Source organism: Lentimicrobiaceae bacterium (assembly GCA_020636745.1).
Classification (GTDB): domain Bacteria; phylum Bacteroidota; class Bacteroidia; order Bacteroidales; family Lentimicrobiaceae; genus Lentimicrobium.
Window position 1 is genome coordinate 204,370 of the sequence record JACJXH010000003.1, and the last position, 18,871, is coordinate 223,240.

21 protein-coding genes are annotated in these 18,871 nt (G+C 38.5%); 9 read left to right on the top strand and 12 right to left on the bottom strand.

Going from position 1 to position 18,871, the window contains the following annotated elements; all coding sequences use genetic code 11:
- Positions 1 to 3 precede the first annotated feature (3 nt).
- From H6541_06290 to H6541_06300, 3 genes are all read right to left on the bottom strand, one after another.
- Positions 4 to 471: an NfeD family protein gene (locus tag H6541_06290; protein MCB9015389.1), complete on the bottom strand. Its 468-nt coding sequence runs from the start codon at positions 469 to 471 to the stop codon at positions 4 to 6.
- A 49-nt stretch (positions 472 to 520) separates the two neighbouring features.
- A complete protein-coding gene (locus H6541_06295) occupies positions 521 to 1,321 on the bottom strand; it encodes a M48 family metallopeptidase (GenBank protein MCB9015390.1) in 801 nt (266 codons plus the stop codon).
- Positions 1,322 to 1,438: 117 nt separating this feature from the next.
- Entirely contained in the window at positions 1,439 to 1,711 is a 273-nt protein-coding gene (locus tag H6541_06300) for an ATP-dependent Clp protease adaptor ClpS (GenBank protein MCB9015391.1), read from the bottom strand.
- Positions 1,712 to 1,830: 119 nt separating this feature from the next.
- Here H6541_06300 and H6541_06305 point away from each other — a divergent pair, with 119 nt between their 5' ends.
- Positions 1,831 to 2,487: a CoA pyrophosphatase gene (locus H6541_06305; protein MCB9015392.1), complete on the top strand. Its 657-nt coding sequence runs from the start codon at positions 1,831 to 1,833 to the stop codon at positions 2,485 to 2,487.
- Between the two features lie 75 nt (positions 2,488 to 2,562).
- Here the strand turns inward: H6541_06305 and H6541_06310 are convergent, their stop codons facing one another.
- From H6541_06310 to rpmG, 6 genes are all read right to left on the bottom strand, one after another.
- Positions 2,563 to 3,045 (bottom strand): PaaI family thioesterase, encoded by a 483-nt coding sequence (locus H6541_06310; GenBank protein MCB9015393.1) that lies wholly within the window; start codon positions 3,043 to 3,045, stop codon positions 2,563 to 2,565.
- Between the two features lie 10 nt (positions 3,046 to 3,055).
- Positions 3,056 to 3,817, bottom strand: a complete 762-nt coding sequence (locus tag H6541_06315) for a toxin-antitoxin system YwqK family antitoxin (protein MCB9015394.1) — start codon at positions 3,815 to 3,817, stop codon at positions 3,056 to 3,058.
- Between the two features lie 43 nt (positions 3,818 to 3,860).
- Positions 3,861 to 5,171: a 30S ribosomal protein S12 methylthiotransferase RimO gene (gene rimO, locus H6541_06320; protein ID MCB9015395.1), complete on the bottom strand. Its 1,311-nt coding sequence runs from the start codon at positions 5,169 to 5,171 to the stop codon at positions 3,861 to 3,863.
- 82 nt (positions 5,172 to 5,253) lie between these two features.
- Positions 5,254 to 6,207 (bottom strand): signal recognition particle-docking protein FtsY, encoded by a 954-nt coding sequence (ftsY, locus tag H6541_06325; protein ID MCB9015396.1) that lies wholly within the window; start codon positions 6,205 to 6,207, stop codon positions 5,254 to 5,256.
- 146 nt (positions 6,208 to 6,353) lie between these two features.
- Positions 6,354 to 6,509 carry a DUF4295 domain-containing protein gene (locus H6541_06330; GenBank protein ID MCB9015397.1) on the bottom strand — a complete coding sequence of 52 codons (156 nt, stop codon included), beginning with the start codon at positions 6,507 to 6,509 and terminating at the stop codon, positions 6,354 to 6,356.
- Positions 6,510 to 6,518: 9 nt separating this feature from the next.
- Positions 6,519 to 6,707, bottom strand: a complete 189-nt coding sequence (rpmG, locus tag H6541_06335; protein MCB9015398.1) for a 50S ribosomal protein L33 — start codon at positions 6,705 to 6,707, stop codon at positions 6,519 to 6,521.
- A 269-nt stretch (positions 6,708 to 6,976) separates the two neighbouring features.
- Here rpmG and xerD point away from each other — a divergent pair, with 269 nt between their 5' ends.
- Positions 6,977 to 7,888, top strand: coding sequence for a site-specific tyrosine recombinase XerD (gene xerD, locus H6541_06340; GenBank protein ID MCB9015399.1), 912 nt, complete (start codon positions 6,977 to 6,979; stop codon positions 7,886 to 7,888).
- On the opposite strand, the gene H6541_06345 is transcribed toward xerD, so the two are convergent.
- Together H6541_06345 and H6541_06350 are read right to left on the bottom strand one after the other, a co-directional pair.
- Positions 7,885 to 8,358, bottom strand: a complete 474-nt coding sequence (locus H6541_06345) for a hypothetical protein (protein ID MCB9015400.1) — start codon at positions 8,356 to 8,358, stop codon at positions 7,885 to 7,887. The two genes, xerD and H6541_06345, sit on opposite strands and share 4 nt — an antisense overlap.
- A gap of 86 nt (positions 8,359 to 8,444) precedes the next feature.
- The gene (locus H6541_06350; protein ID MCB9015401.1) at positions 8,445 to 9,263 is read right to left on the bottom strand and encodes an SDR family oxidoreductase; all 819 of its coding nucleotides are present in this window, start codon (positions 9,261 to 9,263) and stop codon (positions 8,445 to 8,447) included.
- Between the two features lie 243 nt (positions 9,264 to 9,506).
- Here H6541_06350 and H6541_06355 point away from each other — a divergent pair, with 243 nt between their 5' ends.
- Positions 9,507 to 10,256 (top strand): copper homeostasis protein CutC, encoded by a 750-nt coding sequence (locus H6541_06355; GenBank protein MCB9015402.1) that lies wholly within the window; start codon positions 9,507 to 9,509, stop codon positions 10,254 to 10,256.
- Positions 10,257 to 10,316: 60 nt separating this feature from the next.
- Positions 10,317 to 11,207: an endonuclease/exonuclease/phosphatase family protein gene (locus H6541_06360; GenBank protein MCB9015403.1), complete on the top strand. Its 891-nt coding sequence runs from the start codon at positions 10,317 to 10,319 to the stop codon at positions 11,205 to 11,207.
- Between the two features lie 74 nt (positions 11,208 to 11,281).
- Here H6541_06360 and H6541_06365 read toward each other — a convergent pair whose 3' ends face one another.
- Entirely contained in the window at positions 11,282 to 12,013 is a 732-nt protein-coding gene (locus H6541_06365) for a hypothetical protein (GenBank protein MCB9015404.1), read from the bottom strand.
- A 189-nt stretch (positions 12,014 to 12,202) separates the two neighbouring features.
- Between H6541_06365 and H6541_06370 the strand changes: the two genes are divergently transcribed.
- The 5 genes from H6541_06370 (at position 12,203) to H6541_06390 (ending at position 18,857) form a co-directional block, all read left to right on the top strand.
- A complete protein-coding gene (locus H6541_06370) occupies positions 12,203 to 15,142 on the top strand; it encodes a glycoside hydrolase family 92 protein (GenBank protein MCB9015405.1) in 2,940 nt (979 codons plus the stop codon).
- Between the two features lie 5 nt (positions 15,143 to 15,147).
- The gene (locus H6541_06375) at positions 15,148 to 15,786 is read left to right on the top strand and encodes a class II aldolase/adducin family protein (protein MCB9015406.1); all 639 of its coding nucleotides are present in this window, start codon (positions 15,148 to 15,150) and stop codon (positions 15,784 to 15,786) included.
- 157 nt (positions 15,787 to 15,943) lie between these two features.
- Positions 15,944 to 16,867 carry a 3-phosphoglycerate dehydrogenase gene (locus H6541_06380; GenBank protein ID MCB9015407.1) on the top strand — a complete coding sequence of 308 codons (924 nt, stop codon included), beginning with the start codon at positions 15,944 to 15,946 and terminating at the stop codon, positions 16,865 to 16,867.
- 141 nt (positions 16,868 to 17,008) lie between these two features.
- Positions 17,009 to 17,419 carry a four helix bundle protein gene (locus H6541_06385; GenBank protein MCB9015408.1) on the top strand — a complete coding sequence of 137 codons (411 nt, stop codon included), beginning with the start codon at positions 17,009 to 17,011 and terminating at the stop codon, positions 17,417 to 17,419.
- Positions 17,420 to 17,609: 190 nt separating this feature from the next.
- Positions 17,610 to 18,857 carry a DUF1015 domain-containing protein gene (locus H6541_06390; protein MCB9015409.1) on the top strand — a complete coding sequence of 416 codons (1,248 nt, stop codon included), beginning with the start codon at positions 17,610 to 17,612 and terminating at the stop codon, positions 18,855 to 18,857.
- Positions 18,858 to 18,871: the final 14 nt, after the last annotated feature.

An 18,871-nucleotide genomic window follows, 5' to 3' on the forward strand; every position in this document is an offset into this window, starting at 1 on the left:
TTTTTATACTTTACGTTTAACAAATATTTTATTATCAATAAGCTGTGAAACAACTATTTCAGTTTCCTGATCGATAAAATCTCCGTTTGTATGAACCTCAAAAAACTCGTTATGAATAACAGCCTTTCCTGAGGGAGAAATACGTGAAACAGCTTTTCCTTCGTCACCAACATGTATTTTCGAATTGTCAATTTCATTAACCTTTCCGGTTATTTCTGTATTGAGCATCAACCGGTTCCAGGTGTTGGTTTTGAATGAAAGATAAATTACAATTCCAGAAAGAACCAATGTTCCTGTGAGTATATAATGACCAGATGGAGTTCCATAAACATGGTATGCCTCCCAAATCGAAAATACCAAAAGTGCGAAACCTGCTATTCCAACTACTGTAGTTCCGGGAATTACCAAAACTTCAAGCATGATAAAAAGCAGACCGGCGATGATTAATATGATAATAAGTGTCAATGACATTTTACCCTGATTCTATGTTTTACAAATATACGTTTAGAAACGATGCAAATTACTGTTTTTTCAAATAAATACGGGCATTAGGGATATAATTCCTAAGTTCTTTGATTCTATTCTGACTGCTGGGGTGCGTGCTAAGCAGTTCAGGCGGGGCTTGTCCGGGAATGGCAGCCATTTCTTCCCAGAAACTGACAGCACGTTCGGGCTCATAACCAGCCATAGCCATAAAAACCATTCCCAGTTTATCGGCCTCATATTCGTGGGTTCGCGAATAAGCCAGTGTTCCTAAAGTTGAGCCAATTCCATAAGCCATATTGAACAATTCTCTGGTTTGGGCGGGTTTCTGCTGTAACGCAATGTCGAGCGACACCCCTCCCAGAACTACAGCCAGCTGCTGACTCATTCTTTCACCTCCGTGATTGGCCACGGCATGCGCAATTTCATGGCCCATAACGACAGCCAGGCCTGCGTCATCTTTGGTCAAAGGAAGAATTCCCGTATAAACAACTACTTTACCTCCAGGAAGACACCAAGCATTTACTTCAGGGCTTTCAACCAGATTAAATTCCCATTTGTATGCCGAAACTTTATCCTGTTGCCCGTTATTAATCAGATATTCCTCAACTGCCTGAGCTATTTTTTGTCCAACGCGTTTGACCTGTTGCGTATTTTTATTGCTTTCCGGAATAGGAGGATTTTGTGATAAAAAATCCTGATAACTCGTCAAACTCATTTCAGAAATCATCTGTCCGGGTACAACGTTAAACTGCCGGCGACCGGTAATTGGCACTTTTGAACATGATGTCAATGCCAGTGCTAATCCTAAGACTATTGCGAAAATCTGATTTTTCATTCGAAAAATAATTTGTTTACAGGCCGAAACAATGATGGGTTATTCAGGAAACTAATTTATTCAGAAAGGTGAATTGATGAATTACTTTAAAACAATTCATTTGTTACCCATTCAGGGTTATTCGATGGAAACCGTAAGGCCACGGTTGAGCATTTCGTTATACTCAGGCTTAAGTTCGGTTTCTGAACCGCTTTTTACACCACATTTTCCCTTGTAATGAACAATCAGTGTGATTTGTTCTGCCTGAACAGGCTCAATATCACAAACATCAATAAGTGTTTCAATTACAAATTCAAATGTATTATAATCATCATTATACAAAACAAGTTCGCGGTTACTAACAACCTGCTCCTTATCTTTGTGCGTTGTAATCGTTTTTTCCTTAACCATTTTCAAATTCAGGTGTTTAAACATTGCCTCTTTTAATCCCATAAAAATACGCAATAAATGTAAATTAATTTACACTTAATCGGCTTTTTTATGTTTCTGCAACTAATTTAACAAGAACAATGCCATCCATTAAGTTTGACCGTTTTATTGAAAAATTGCCCTCTGCACTTTTATCAGAGTTACCCGGACCCAGGGCTCACGAGATACTTGCTCCGTCCAATCGGAATGAGTTGATAAAAAACAGCAAAGGAATTGATCAAGCGCGAAAAAGCAGTGTATTGATACTTCTTTTTCCTGATGAAGTTAGAGAAGTTCACACTGCATTTATTAAAAGAGTTGAATATGAGGGTGTTCACAGCGGGCAAGTTGCGTTTCCGGGGGGCAAATTTGAAGAAACCGATTCAAGTTTGGAGAATACAGCATTAAGGGAATCTCATGAAGAGATTGGATTAGAAGAAAAAAATATCAAAATTGTTGGACAGCTGAGCGATTTGTTTGTTCCGCCCAGTAACTTTATTATTCGCCCATTTGTGGCTACAACTGAGGTGAAGCCAGGTTTTATTGCTGATAAAAGAGAAGTAGCTGAAATTTTTACGGTTCCGCTTTCGTATTTCACAAACAACGGCGTGTTGCAAGAATATTCAATACCATTTAGAAATGGAAATCAGGTGAAAGTGCCTGGTTTTATGTTTCAAAATCACCTTATTTGGGGTGCTACAGCTATGATTCTGAGTGAGTTGATATATATTATAAAAGCCAATGGATTGGCAGATTAATTTGTTGCGAAATTAAACAGATATCAACTTTATTTTCAGGAGATTAGATAACAATCTGACAGATTGTCAGAATTATCAGACAGGCTCGTCATAAAAAGCTTCCTTGCCAGGATACCAGAACTTTTCAGCGGCAATATCGGCTGGAAAGGTATAATAATACATAACAGCTTCTGTGAGTAATTCCATTTGATGGCTATAAAGCCAGGTGTCAATCACGGCAATATTTCTTTTCATTTCGCGAAGTCTGGCTTTTAAAATCAGAGCTCCCTGGTCCATAGCTACCGGTTTTCGGAGTTTAACCTCCATTCTTGAGGTAACTCCTGAAGTGTTTAGCTTGACAAAAACAAGCCAACTGGCAATTTCATCCAAAAGGGTGGTTTGAATTCCACCATGCAATGTATTGTTCCACCCCTGAAACTGAGGTTGGGGTAACCAGTGTGCGATTACTTCTTCTCCCTCTTCAACAAAACTGAGCTTGAGGCCAAACTTATTATCAGGCGAACAACCAAAGCAGTTATAGCCGGGCTGTTTAACAAAAGGATTCGTTATTTTGCTCATGGTTGATCTGTTAACGAAGATTGCCTTTAGAGTAAGAAACAGACTTTATAAGCTTTCCACTTTCATCATATTCCATCCAGTTGCCCTCTTTTAGTCCGTTTTTATATTGTCCATTTATTTTTATCTGGCCATTTTCAAAATACTCGATTGAAGGCCCTTCCTGAATATTGTTGAGATAAGTTTCGAGGGTTCTAACTTTTTCACCATTGTAGAAAGATTTTTGCTCTCCCTGAAGCATTCCGTTGCTATAAATGTATTCGGCTATAACGGCTCCTTCGGTATTAAACCACCTTGACGGGCCATCTTTAACTCCATTTGAAAAAGTAGATTCTTCTGATTTTTTACTTTGCATATTTTCATAATAGGATGTTTGAATTCCATGTAAAACACCCTGCCGGTAATTTCCACTAGACAAAAGTAACCCGTTAGGCGCATATTGTCTGACGGGCCCATCGGGCATATCATTGGTGAAATACTGCTCCGACACGAGCGAACCTCTTTTAGACAATTCTATAAATACCCCCTGCTTTTTATCCATTTCAAAATTCTCAATTTTGTAAAGCATATTGTTATCCTGAAAATGTGTAATCCACATACCATTTTTCATATTGTTCACATAATCCCCGCTTGATTCCAGACTATTATTTAATTCAATCCAGCGTCCCTGTTTCAAACCTTTGGAATCAGTATTGTTGATAGGTTGATTTCCCTGTGCAAGTAAACAAACGGGTAAAATAGCAACCAATAAGTAAGTCAGGAATTGTTTTTTCATCATACAAGCGTTTTAATAATTCAAATTAAATAAAGGGATTTTCTTAGCTTACAAATTCAGCAAAAAGATCATACATATCGGCACCGGTTATGGTGACTTCAATCATCTGTCCGGGGATTGGCGGATTATTCAGAACTGAAATCAAGACTTCATTATCCACTTCAGGAGAGTCAAATTCAGTACGGCCAATCCATTTGCCATCCTCAGCCTTATCAACTATTACTTTCATTTTTGTGCCAACAAGCGTTTGATTTCGCCGGGTGGAGATTTCCTGCTGTAGAAGCATAAGTTGTTCAGCTCTTCTGGCTTTAACGGCAGGTCTGATATTATCAACCAACTTGGATGCAGGAGTGTTCTCTTCATGAGAATAAGTAAATACGCCCATTCTTTCAAAGCCGGCTTCCTGCACAAATTTTTTGAGTTCGTTAAACTCTTCTGCAGTTTCTCCGGGATATCCTACAATAAAGCTTGTTCTGATAGCGATGCCCGGCACCTTGAGTCTTATTTTTTCAACAAGTTCACGGGTTTTGCTACTATCGAGTCCCCTTTTCATCGATTTAAGGATACGGCTGTTGATATGTTGAAGCGGGATATCGATGTATTTACAAATTTTAGGGTTGTTGCGCATCACATCAAGAACGCGAACAGGAAAGCCGGCAGGATAGGCGTAATGTAATCTAATCCATTCGATTCCATCAACTTTTACCAAAGCTTCAAGAAGATCGGCCAGTTGTCGTTTTCCGTTTAAATCAATGCCGTAATAGGTCAAATCCTGGGCAATAAGCATAATTTCCTTAACCCCTGAAGAAGCTAAAAACCTGGCTTCTGCAATAACTTCGGAGACGGGTTTTGAAATGTTTTTACCTCTGATTCCGGGAATGGCACAAAAAGAGCATTGCCGGTCGCAACCCTCAGATATTTTGAGATAAGCAAAATGAGGAGGAGTGGTAATAATTCGTTCGCTGAGCAAATCGGAACGAAAGGGTGCATTTACTGCATTGAGGATTGCATTTAAATCGTTGACACCAAAAAAGCCATCAACTTCAGGGATTTCATTTTCAAGATCATGACGATAGCGCTCAGAAAGACACCCCATCACAAAAAGTTTTTCGATGCGATTCTCTTTTTTGGCCTGGCTCCAATGCAAGATGGTATTGATTGATTCTTCTTTGGCATCGTTGATAAAGCCGCAGGTGTTGATTATAACAACATCAGCATCAGATGCGCCATCATGTTCAGTTTGAAGTCCTGCGGCATTGAGTTGCCGGAGCATTACTTCAGAATCAACTAGATTTTTTGAACAGCCCAGTGTAATTACATTGACTGTTTTATGATTAAATAATTTGGTTTTCAAAGCGGAGGAGTTTTAAAGACTGCACACAGGATATCAGCTCTTTACCAATTCCGCCTGAACTAAATAGAATAAATTCAGACCATCAGCTAAAGAGAGAATCGACAAATTCATTTTTAACAAAAGGTTGTAAATCGGTCATTTTTTCACCAATACCGATATATTTAACCGGAATTTTAAATTGATCAGAAATACCAATCACTACACCTCCTTTGGCCGTTCCATCTAATTTGGTAAGAGCCAATGCATTCACTTCGGTGGCAGCTGTAAACTGGCGGGCCTGTTCAATTGCATTCTGGCCTGTGGAGGCGTCAAGCACCAACAATATTTCGTTTGGTGCGTCAGGTAAAAGTTTCTGCATCACCTTCCTGATTTTTGAAAGTTCATTCATCAGGTTGATTTTGTTATGAAGTCGACCGGCAGTGTCAATAATTACAACGTCGGCATTTCGGGCCATTGCCGATTTAAGTGTATCGAAGGCCACAGAGGCCGGATCGGCACCCATGCCCTGCGTAATGCATGGCACTCCTACCCTTTCTGCCCAGATTTCAAGCTGTGAAACTGCAGCAGCCCTGAAAGTGTCAGCTGCGCCGAGTACCACACTTTTACCGGCAGCTTTATATTGATATGCCAGTTTGCCGATTGTAGTGGTTTTTCCAACACCATTGACGCCAACTACCATAATGACATATGGCGTTTCACGCTTAGGAAAGTTAAAGCTATCAATCAACCCGGGGTTTGAGGTTTCGTCAAGCAAAGCGGAAATTTCTTCACGCAGAATCTGGTTTAGTTCTGAAGTTCCCAGATATTTGTCACGCGATACCCGGTTCTGAATTCGTTGAATAATGCGCAATGTAGTATCAACACCTACATCAGATGTAACAAGAATTTCCTCAAGGTTATCAAGGACTTCATCGTCAACCTTTGATTTGCCAACAATTGCTTTGGAAAGTTTACCAAAAAAACTTGTTTTTGTTTTTTCAAGGCCTTTATCCAGATCCTGTTTCTTTTCTTTCGAGAAGAATGAAAAAATACCCATATTTCAGGAAGATGTATTAGATTTTAGATTTTAACAGAAGCAAAATTAGGTAATTAAACAAATTAAACACCTCTGAAATCAGAAAATAAAAAACAGGGTCTTCTCTTTTGAAAGAAAAGGCCCTGTTTTATAGAGCATAAATGCAATTATTTCTTAGCCAGGAAATCTTTTACCTGGTCGTTTGGAACAATGTTTTCTTTAAAAGAATACGCACCGGTTTTTTCTGACCGTACCATGCGGATTACTTTTGCAAAATCTTTACCCGAGCTTGTTCTGAGGGTAGCAACTACTTTCTTTGCCATGGTGTAATGTTATTTAATTTCCTTATGAACAGTTACTTTCCTAAGGATAGGATTATACTTTTTAATCTCCAACCTTTCGGGAGTATTCTTTTTATTTTTGGTAGTAATATACCTCGAGGTTCCGGGCATACCACTGGTTTTATGCTCGGTGCATTCCAGTATCACCTGGATTCTTGCTTCTTTACTCTTCTTAGCCATTGTTGTAAGCCTTTAAATTTTCGGACTGCAAAAATACAAAAATTTACTTACCATCCAAAAGCCAAAGCAGAAAAAATAGCCCGCTTCGTACTTTTTATCTGTATTTGCCCCGATGTATTGTTGTATGTGATTGTAAAAGAGTATATTAAGTGTAATATTATAATTATAAACAATTTATTGTTAAAAATTGATCAAACAATTGAGAAATTTTGGAACCAAAATAGCAGTTGCATTAAAAATTACGGTAGGTTTGACTTAAAATTACTCTGATGCACTGGCAGATTTATATTCATGGTTATAAAGCTTATCTTCAGGTTGAACGGTCAATGCCTGCAAACACTGTGGATGCGTATTGCCGTGATATTTCCAAGCTGGTTGCATATTTTAATGCCGGAAACCAGGAAATTAAGCCCTCTCAGGTTCAACTCAAGGACTTGCAATTGTTTGTGAATACACTTGCCGATATTGGCATAGCTGCCAGCAGTCAATCACGTATTATATCAGGAATCAGATCCTTTTTTAGCTATTTACTAATTGAAAATGAAGTTTTGACCGATCCAACCGAATTGCTTGCTATGCCAAGGATTGGACGAAAATTACCTGATGTGCTTACGATTGATGAGATGGAGCTTTTAATTCAAACTATAGATTTAAGCAACCCTAACGGCGAACGGAATAAAGCCATTTTAGAAACTTTATATGGTTGTGGTTTGCGGGTGTCAGAACTGATCAATCTGAAGATTTCTGATTTGTTTTTTACAGATGGGTTTATTAAAGTGACCGGAAAAGGTGACAAGCAACGGATTGTGCCCATTGGAAATAAGGCCTCGGCACAAATTGAGAGATACATGACTTACGTGAGAAGAACGGGTAAAATACAAAAAGGACAGGAGGATTTCCTTTTTTTGAATGCACGCGGGGCAAAACTGACCAGAGCTATGATATTTGAAATAGTGAAAAAAGCTATTGCAGGAACAGGAATTAAAAAAAATATCAGTCCGCATTCTCTGAGGCATTCATTTGCAACACATTTAGTTGAAAACGGTGCAGATCTCAGGGCGGTGCAGGAAATGTTGGGTCATGCTTCCATTACCACCACTGAGATTTACACTCACCTCGACAGGGAATATCTCAGGACTAATATCCTGAAGTATCATCCTCGAAGGAATATGAAAAACTAATCTTCGTCTTCGTCTTCTTCGTCGAATTCTTCAATTTCACCATCTTCATTTACAAAAACGCCCCAGTTAACAGTAACCAGTTTCCCGTCCTGAAAATAAAAATCGATCAAGCCTTCATCAAAAGACACCCTTTTTTCTCCCCATTCTTCTTCTTCAGTATCAATTTGGGTAAGTCCTTCCTCTTTCATAAGCTCAATAATTTCCTGTTCGGTCATACTGAAGACTTTTTTTCCGAAAAGAGTAGTTTCTTCGTTGTCAGTTTCAAAGCAGGAAAGAACATGGTTGTTTTTACCTTCGAAAAACACCGACAATCCTTCTTTATCGTAGTTCCAAAGAATGGTATCCAGTTCTTCATCAGCTTCCTCACCCAGGTTTTCGATTTCATGAGGTTTGCCTAAGGTATTTTCAACAGCAACAGGCAAATCACCAAACTTTAAATCGGCCAGGCCTTCAAGCAGCAGAATTTCCATTTTCATTTGTTTCATCTGAATTTGAGATTGTTAATAATAAGTTAATTAAACTTAGTCAGCATTCATTCTTTTGCCTTCACTTCCAATTATTTAAATGGAGAATCAGGCTCTTTAGACATATAGTAAAAAGCAAGCCTGCTTGCTAATTTGGGAAAAATACTGTTTAGCCAGACGGTAAACTTGCCTTCAATAAAAGTAAGCACAATGGAATCTTTTCGTTTCAAAGTTGCTTTCACAATTTTTCTGGCAGCCACATCGGCCGACATCATTTTAGCTTCATCACGCGGAGTTTCACCCTGAGGAGCTCCATTTGCTGTAAGTGCTGCATTTCTGATATTCGAGGATGTAAATCCGGGGGCAGCCACCATGACATGTAATCCGGTTTTCAGGTTTTCACATCTGAGGGTATCTAAAAAACCCCGGATAGCAAATTTTGATGCAGAATACCCTGTTCTGCCGGGCAATCCCACATAGCCTGCAATGGATATTACTCCAATTACTGACCCCTGGGATTTAAGCAAGAAGGGCATGGCGTGTTTGGTGCAGAAAACAGTTCCCCAAAAATTGGTATTCATCAGTTTCTGCAGAACTTCCAGGTCGGTATTCACAAACGCGGCTCTCATCGAAATCCCGGCATTATTAACCAGAATGTCAATTTTTCCATATTTTGAAACAGTTGTTTCAATCAGTTTAACACAATCGCTTTCTATGCTTACATCAGCCTGAACAGCAAAGGTGTTAATTCCTAATGAATTAAGTTGAGCAGCTGCCTGGTTTAACTTTTCACTATTGCGCGCCGAAATAACAATTCTGGCGCCAAACTTACCGAATTCGTGCGCCAGTGCATAACCTATGCCTGACGAACCTCCGGTGATAATCACTACTTTATCTCTTAAGTTTTTCATAATAATTGGCAGTGCAAGTATACCATTTTTTCAAGCAGGTAAAGCGGTATTTATTTAACTCCTTTAAAATTCCTTAAAGATAAAGGATAAACTAAGTTAATTAATAGAACCTACCTGAGCACAAAATAATTTCTATGAATTAAATCAAGCAATAAACTGAATTTACAAGATATTTTTTTTAATCTTTTTGCTTGACCCGATAAAGTTAATTTACATATTTTTAGAATCTGAAATATAGATTAAATGGCAAAAAATATAACAATTGAAATTTGTGCCGGTTCGGTAGAATCAGCCATTGCAGCAGCAAAAGGCGGGGCAGACAGAATAGAGCTTTGCAGTGCTTTGAGCGAAGGAGGATTAACGCCATCCGTTGCTTTACTGGAATATGTGATGAAGCATCTGAAAATTAAAACAAATGTTCTCATACGCCCGCGAGGCGGAGATTTTAATTATTCCAGGGCTGAATTTGATGTTATGAAATCTGACGTTTTCTCGGCAAAATTAAAAGGTGCAAATGGAATTGTGATTGGGATGTTGAATACTGACGGAACAGTGGATACATGCAGAATGAAAGAATTGATGGAAATTGCAAAACCATTGGAAGTTACGTTTCACAGGGCCTTTGATATGACCAAAGACCCGTTAAAAGCCCTTGAAGATATTGTAGAACTGGGTTGTCAGAGAATACTTACTTCGGGGCAGGCGGCTGATGCCTTTTCAGGGGCAGGTTTGATTGCTGAATTGGTAAAGGCTTCAGGCAACAGAATAATAATTATGCCAGGTAGTGGAATTAACTCATCAAACCTGTCTGAATTGCACAAAAAAACCAATGCAGCTGAATTCCATCTGTCGGCAACTGTTAAGATAAATAGCAGAATGATGTATAAAAATCAGGGAGTTGGAATGGGAAACGGGTACTCTGATGAATTTATGATTGCTCAGACAAGCCAGGAGCTGGTGAGTGAAATTTGTAAAATTGCCAAGAATCTATAATTGTTTTTATCAAACAGCAGATGTGATTTCGTAATTTCGCCGTTGTAAATCGAAGCCGGTATGAATATCAAAACAAAAGCATTCAAACAATATCAGGTAGTCATTTTCCTGTTAATTACTCTTTTTTTCATGACTTCGGCATCATATAGCCAGAATAATGATAACCTGAAGGTGATGACCTGGAATGTCAGATTGGATACACCTGACGATGGCTTAAATCAATGGAAGTATAGAAAAGATGAGTTTTGTCGGGAGGTTGTGAAGCAGTCGCCATTGATTTTGGGTGTTCAGGAGGCTTTTTACAGCCAGTTAAAAGACATGAAGAAAAGAATGAAAGGGTATAAATATATTGGCGCTGGTCGTGATGATGGGAAAAAGGAAGGGGAATTTAGTGCAATATTTTATAGAGGCCAATCATTGAAAGTTGTCAGAAGCGGTACTTTCTGGCTTTCTGAAACTCCTGATATACCTGGTAGCCGAGGCTGGGATGCAGCATGCAACAGGGTAGTTACGTGGGCTGAGTTTAAAGATAAAAATACGGGAAAGCACTTTATTGCATTGAATACCCATTTTGATCATATGGGCGAAATAGCTCAGGTGGAAAGTGCGAAACTTATCATTAAAAAACTGGCTTCCATAGCCAATCATTTACCGGTTATTTTAACCGGAGACTTCAATGTAACTCAAAAAAGTAAAGCCTACCGTATCCTTACCTTTTCTGAAAATGAATACACGCTGTCAGATTCAAGAACCAGGGTTGGAGCGCAAATAACAGGCCCCGATTTTTCATTTGTTGGGTTCGATCCGTCAGTTGAACCTACCGAATTGATTGACTTTATTATGGTTTCCTGGGATATAGACGTTATTTACAATGAAATTCTTGATTTCAGAGCCAAAGGGAAATACTTATCTGATCACCTGCCGGTAATTGCAATCCTCAATATAAAGTAGGCTTTAGCTTATTGAAGTCTTCTTTGTTTTTTCGGTTAAGCTGTAGTTACGAAAAAGTAAAGTCAACCAACAGGTTAAAATACAAACAATTTAGTTCTTTGTCCGCATCGCGAACTTACCAGGTATCCAAAGTCATAATTCATTTCAATAATGAATAATGCGCCAATATTATGTGTGGCATTTGTTTTACCTGTTTGCTGTAAAATAGGAAAGTTGGCAGTTTTCCCTTCTTCAGATGCTAAATCATTGAACATATAATTTAACCTGATTCCAGTGGTTACACCAAAATTATCGGTTCCAAAAATATAGCCACCAAACCCAACTGCCATTCCAAAATTACTTTTATTGACATAGTCGCCAATAGCATTCGGAGAAACGTGATCGCCTCCTGTGTCAGAATATTTAACAGTTGAATAAGTAGACCATTGCGGCCCGATTTCGAAGTAAGTACCATTTTTATTTGCCCTGTACATCAATAACATATCCATCCCTCCTATTTTATACTCACGCAGCGATTCTTCACCGGGAATAGTTGAATTTTCGGGAGTATAGGTAAATCCCTGGTTAAAGGCCGATTTCATTATATCAAATGTAATCTGATGCTCCTGAATAAAGTTAAATCCGATTTTTGCACCAAAAGCGTATGCAGGTTTAAACTTATGAACTATAAGCTGGTCGTCAAATATCTGACTATTGTACATAAACGAGCTCCCGATTCCACCTTTCAGGCCTATGTCAAACCATGTTTGAGCTTTGCCTGATAAACAAATTAAAACCAGTGTCGAAATAAATAAAAGTTTCTTCATAAGACTGTTGATTGTTTTGTTCAAATGTAAAACAATCTTAATGTATTTCCAATTTTTATCCATCAATTCATTTTAAGTTATTGAGCATGTTTATTTGGGACAGTGAAAAAAAATACGTAGGTTTGAATCCGATCAGATAAAGCTGATAGAGTGAGAAATACAATATTTATTTAATAAGTTTCGCAGATGATGTTACTTAATATCAGATACATTACCCGCTTATTGTTCTTGATGACAATAACTCCTTTCATTTGCTACGGACAAAGTCCGGTTGATTTTGTAAATCCTTTTATTGGTACAGGCGGCCATGGTCATACTTTTCCAGGCGCAACTGTTCCGTTCGGAATGGTTCAGCTTAGTCCCGATACAAGACTTGACGGCTGGGACGGTTGCAGTGGTTATCACTATAGCGATGAGTACATTTATGGATTTAGCCATACCCATTTGAGTGGAACGGGTGTGCCTGATTACTGTGATATTTTATTTATGCCTTTTTCCGGCGAAGTATTGCTTAACAATGGTGCTGATGGCAAGCCGGGTTACAGGAGTAAATTTAGTCATCAATATGAAACTGCCGGGGCGGGCTACTACTCGGTAGAGCTTGAAAAAGACGGGATTAAAGCAGAATTAACTGCTACAGCGAGAGTCGGAATGCATGCTTACACTTTTCAGAAGAATAAGACACAGTGCATTTTAATTGATTTATTTCATCGCGATAAAGTGACCGATTCATGGCTTGAAATTACTGATACAAATGAAATAGCTGGTTACAGAGGGTCATCTTCATGGGCCAGAGACCAACGGTTGTATTTTGTTGCACAATTTTCAAAACCATTCAGCTCAACCGGAATAGCTGCTGATGATGAGAAAATTCCTTTTTCTGGCAAAGTTGCAAGCAAAAATTTGAAGGCATGGCTTGAATTCGAAAAGTCAGGCAGCGAAACTATTGTAATAAAAGTTGGCTTATCAGCCACCAGCATTGAAAATGCCCGTTTGAATCTGATGACTGAGGCTCCCGGATGGGATTTTAATGAAACAAGGCATCGGGCGAGGAGTTTGTGGGAAAACGAGCTGAACAAGATTTCAGTAAAAGAAGGCTCAAAAGATGAGAAAACAGTTTTTTACACAGCACTTTATCACACCATGATAAGCCCTAACATATACAATGATGTTGATGGTACTTTTTTAGGAAGAGATTTGCAACCGCATAAAAATACCCAAAACAATTATTATACTGTATTTTCATTATGGGATACTTATCGTGCTCTACACCCTTTATATACCATTATAGATCATAAGCGGACGAATGACTTTATCAATACATTTATTTCACAGTATGAACTGGGGCGGCTTTTGCCTGTTTGGGAATTATCTTCAAATGAGACATTTTGCATGATTGGCTATCATGCAGTTCCGGTAATTGCCGATGCATACATCAAAGGGATAAGAGGTTTTGACCAAAATAAAGCTTTTAAGGCTATGGTAAACAGTGCAATGCAGGATCACATGGGTCTGAAGTATTACAGGCAAATGGGGTACATCCCTGCTGAAAACGAACACGAATCAGTCTCAAAAACGCTTGAGTATGCTTATGACGATTGGTGTATTTCGGTAATGGCCGATAGTTTAGGACTTGACTCCATCCGTGATGTATTTGCAATAAGAGCTCAATCATATAAAAATATGTTTGATCCGGCATCTGGTTTTATGAGGGCCAGATACAATGGCGGATGGTATGCCCCTTTCGATCCTGCTGAAGTGAATTTTAACTATACCGAGGCCAATTCTTGGCAATATAGTTTTTACGTTCCGCATGACATGAATCATTTTATAGCCTTGCACGGAGGCAAACAAGCAACATCTGTGATGCTGGATAGTCTTTTCAATGTTTCATCTAAAACTACCGGTCGCGATCAGTCAGATATTACTGGACTCATAGGACAGTATGCTCATGGCAATGAACCCAGTCATCACATTGCTTATTTGTATGATTACTGCGATATGCCCTGGAAAACCCAGGAAAAAGTCAGCTTTATTATGCGGAATTTTTATACCAACACTCCTGACGGACTGATAGGGAATGAAGACTGCGGGCAGATGTCAGCCTGGGCAGTATTTAGTTCTTTGGGGTTTTACCCTGTATGTCCCGGAAGTACTCAATATGCTATTGGCACACCACTATTCAGCGAGGCATCGATAAATCTTGAGAACGGTAAAAAATTTGTAGTGAAAGCCCTTCGTTTAAATTCTGAGAATATCTACGTTAAAAACATAAAATTAAATGGCCTGGATTTAACCCGGAGTTTTATTCAACATGATGAAATAATGGCAGGCGGTGAGCTTACATTTGAGATGAGCTCCTCTCCTTCCCTTTTGCCTTTCAATGCTCCGGAAACCTCTGTAAAAGGGAAAGAAATTCTGCCGGCTCCTTACGCTGAACCAAACAACAAAATTTTTTATAATAATCAGCGCATTACTTTGAAGGGATATGACGGGGCCACTATTACATATACCACAGATGGGTCTGAACCGGAAAAGAATTCAGAAAAATATAAAGAACCTATTCTCATAACATCCAATACAACCTTAAAATTTAATGCATTTAAGGATGGATATATTCAGGGTAGTACCCAACAGGCTGATTTTACCCAAAGCCCTGCAGATATTGAAGTAATATCAATTTCACCATATGCCAGTCAGTATTCGGGTTCAGGCCGGAATAACCTGATTGATGGTTTGAAAGGAAGCAATGATTACAGACTGGGAGGCTGGCAGGGATTTCAGGGGGTTGATATGGAAATTGTGTTGAAAATAAACAATAATAAGCCGATTAATTCCATCTCATCGGGGTTTTTGCAGGACATCAATTCATGGATATTTATGCCCTCACAGATAGATCTTTTCACTTCAGCTGATGGCGTTACTTTTCATAAAATAAATTCAATAAAAAATGATTTCCCTGTCGACAAATGGGGTACATTTACACATGAATACATCTTCAATAATTTAAACATAAAGGAGAGGTTTATTAAGATTATTGCAAAAAATGCCGGATTGATTCCAGAATGGCATCCGGCAAGTGGAAATATTACCTGGATTTTTGCAGATGAGATCAGTATTAATTTTTAACTGATATGATGGTTCACAGAACAATGGAAGAATCAGAATTCAATGAATTTGCTTTTTGGGCGAATGAAACAGCAAAACATGCCCTCATAAAGTGTAGTAGTGGCAATTTGTCGCATCGGGTTCAAAATAATCAAATGTTGATTTCAGCATCGGGTTGTTGGCTATCAGAACTTACAGCCAAACAAATTGCTATATTTAATATTGATGATGGCACCCTGATAAACGATATAAAACCATCTGCCGAGCATAAATTTCATCTGGGAATTATGCAATCAAGAAAAGAAATCAATACCGTTCTTCATTTTCAGTCTCAGGCTGCAACTACAATAGCGTGTATGGGAATTGAGCCTGATTATAATGTCATCATTGAAATTCCGATTTATATCGGTAAAATTTGCCATTTGCCCTATTTTACACCAGGTTCTCATCAGCTGGCCGAGGCTGTTATTGACAAAATGAGAGAATGCTCGCTGGTTCAACTGTCCAATCATGGGCAGGTAGTTTGCGGAAAGTCCTATCAGGATGTTATACAGAAGGCTGTCTTTTTTGAATTGGCCTGCAATATATTACTTCAGAGTAATTTCAGTGCGAAAGCTCTGAATAATGTACAAGTTGAATCCCTGTTAACCTATACTTTAAAATAGCATTTGTTAACATACTTTACAAATTGGACAAAAAAATGACCGGATTCGGACATTGAAATAACAATTTGCACGAAATCGAACAGAAATTGATGCAGAAATTTGGAAACCTTAATATTCCTATTTACTTTTATTGTTTAATTCTAAAAATACTTGTTTTATGAAAAAAGTTCTTGTTGCCACAGACAAACCTTTTGCCAAAGTTGCGGTAGATGGTATAAGGCAAATTGTGGAGAAAGCAGGTTATGAACTCGTTCTACTCGAAAAGTACACTGAACATTCAGACTTAATTAATGCTGTAGCAGATGTTGATGCTATGATTATTCGCAGTGACATTGCCGACCGCAGTGTAATTGAGGCTGGAAAAAACTTAAAAATTATTGTTCGTGCCGGTGCCGGTTACGATAACATTGACTTAGCTGCAGCTACCGAGCACAAAGTTGTTGCCATGAATACACCAGGACAGAATTCTAATGCAGTTGCAGAACTGGCACTTGGAATGATGGTTTATATGGCTCGCAATGCCTATAACGGCACCAGTGGAACTGAATTAAGGGGAAAATCTTTGGGTATTCATGCCTATGGAAATGTTGGCAAGTATGTTGCCCAGATAGCCAAGGGTTTCGGAATGGAGGTTTTTGCCTTTGACCCGTTTGTTGATGCTGCATCTATGGAAAAAGACGGTGTTAAATCTATTGGTACAGTTGATGAGTTATACAGCAAATGCCAGTATATTTCGCTTCATATTCCTGCTAATGCTCAAACTAAAAAGTCGATTGGATTTGACCTGCTTTCAAAAATGCCTAAGGGTGCTACCCTTGTTAATACAGCACGAAAAGAGGTTATTGACGAAGAAGGTTTATTAAAAATATTTGAATCAAGAACGGACTTTAAATATTTAAGTGACATTGAACCTGAAGCAAAAACTGAAATTTCTGAAAAATATGCCGGAAGATTCTTCTTTACTCCCAAAAAAATGGGAGCGCAAACTTCAGAAGCCAATATAAATGCAGGACTTGCTGCAGCTAACCAGATAGTGAATTTCCTTGAAAACGGAGTAACTACTTTTCAAGTAAACAAATAATGATTTTCTAAACCATGTTGAATCTTATTTTTAAGGTTCAACATGGTTTACCAGATAAATAAAGCAGATTTTCAGAATGACCAGCATAATTTTCTGAAAAAAAGACAGATATAAAATTACTAACCAACAAAACTACTAGAAATGGATTCTGAACTCGAAAAAGCAGTAACCTTCTTCAGATTCGAAGATTTAAGAATTTACCATAAAGCAATAGATTATATTGAGTGGGTAACTATTAAAACATCTCAATTTCCAAATGACAATCAGGCAAGCATTGGAGGGCGTTTCGGCCTTTCTGCCCAGGCCATTGCACTTAATATTTCAGAAGGTTCGGCCAGAAATAAAAGTCAGTTTATTTACTATCTTAAAATGGCCAAAAGCGCAGTCAGGGAGTGTGTTGTTTTTACGCTGCTTGCGTCAAAACTAGGCTACATTAACGAAACTGAAGTTGAAGAATCAAGAGGGCAATTGATGGAAATGACCAAAATGATCGGAGCGCTTATTGGTTCTTTACAGCGGGCCTCTGATTTAAATGCAGAAGATCCTGATTGACAACTTTATATGTAAAAATTGAATTCCATCTGTTTGTAAACAGTATATTTTTGCATTCCGATAATATTCTATATTTTTGCCACATCCGGCATGCGGGTATGGTATTTATTTACCCTTTTTGCCGGAATTGTTAATTCCGGTTTTTTTATGATTACCGGTTCATGGAATCTTACATAAAATAAAACTCATTATGGCAATTCTTAAACCATTCAGGGGGCTAAGGCCACCCAAAGACATTTCACAAAAACTCGCTTCACGACCCTACGATGTTCTCAATTCAAAAGAAGCTCGCATCGAAGCTAATGGTAATCCATGGTCATTACTGCATATTATCAAACCTGAGATAGACCTTCCGGAAGACATGGATGAGCATGCAGAGGAAGTATACTTAAAAGCTAAAGAAAACCTGAATAAGTTTCGTGAAAACAAATGGCTGGAGCAGGATAATGAAGAATTTCTGTATATCTATGCTCAAACAATGAACGGCCGCACTCAGTATGGACTTGTTGGATGTGCCGGTGTAGAAGACTACATGAATGGTATTATAAAAAAGCATGAGCTTACACGAAAAGACAAGGAAGAAGATCGAATGAAGCACGTGCGTGTAACTAACGCAAATATGGAGCCGGTTTTCTTTACCTATCCTGCAGTTGCTGAAATTGATGCCATTATTGAAAAGATTGTCAGCAATGAGCAGCCTGAATATGACTTTACAGCAGATGATGGATTTGGTCATCATTTCTGGGTGATAAGGGATAAAGCTACGATAAGTGCGCTTACCTCGCTTTTTGAAAAGGTGCCTTACACTTATGTTGCAGATGGACATCACCGCACAGCAGCAGCAGCCCTGGTTGGCAATGAAAAGAAAGCAAATAACCCTGAACATACAGGAAATGAGGAATATAATTACTTCCTGGCTGTTCATTTCCCTTCCAATCAGCTGACAATTATCGACTATAACAGAGTGGTGAAAGACCTGAATGGTTTAACTGGCCCTGATTTTATAGAAAAGCTCAGAGAGGCTTTTGAGATTGAAGAGAAAGGGGAAGAAATTTATAAGCCAGAACAATTACATGACTTCAGTATGTATCTTGATGGTAAATGGTACTCACTGAAGGCTAAAACAGGCACTTATGACGATAATGATCCTATAGGCATTCTTGATGTGACTGTTTTAAGCAAACAAATTCTGGAAAAAGTGCTTGACATTCAGGATCTGAGAACCTCAAAAAGAATTGATTTTGTTGGGGGTATACGTGGATTAGGAGAACTTAAAAGAAGAGTAGACAGTGGTGAAATGGCTGTTGCTTTTGCACTTTACCCTGTTTCTTTACAGCAGCTTATTGATATTGCTGATTCCGGTAATATTATGCCTCCTAAAACAACCTGGTTTGAGCCCAAACTCAGAAGCGGATTAGTTGTTCATTTACTTGACTAATCAATCACAGCAAA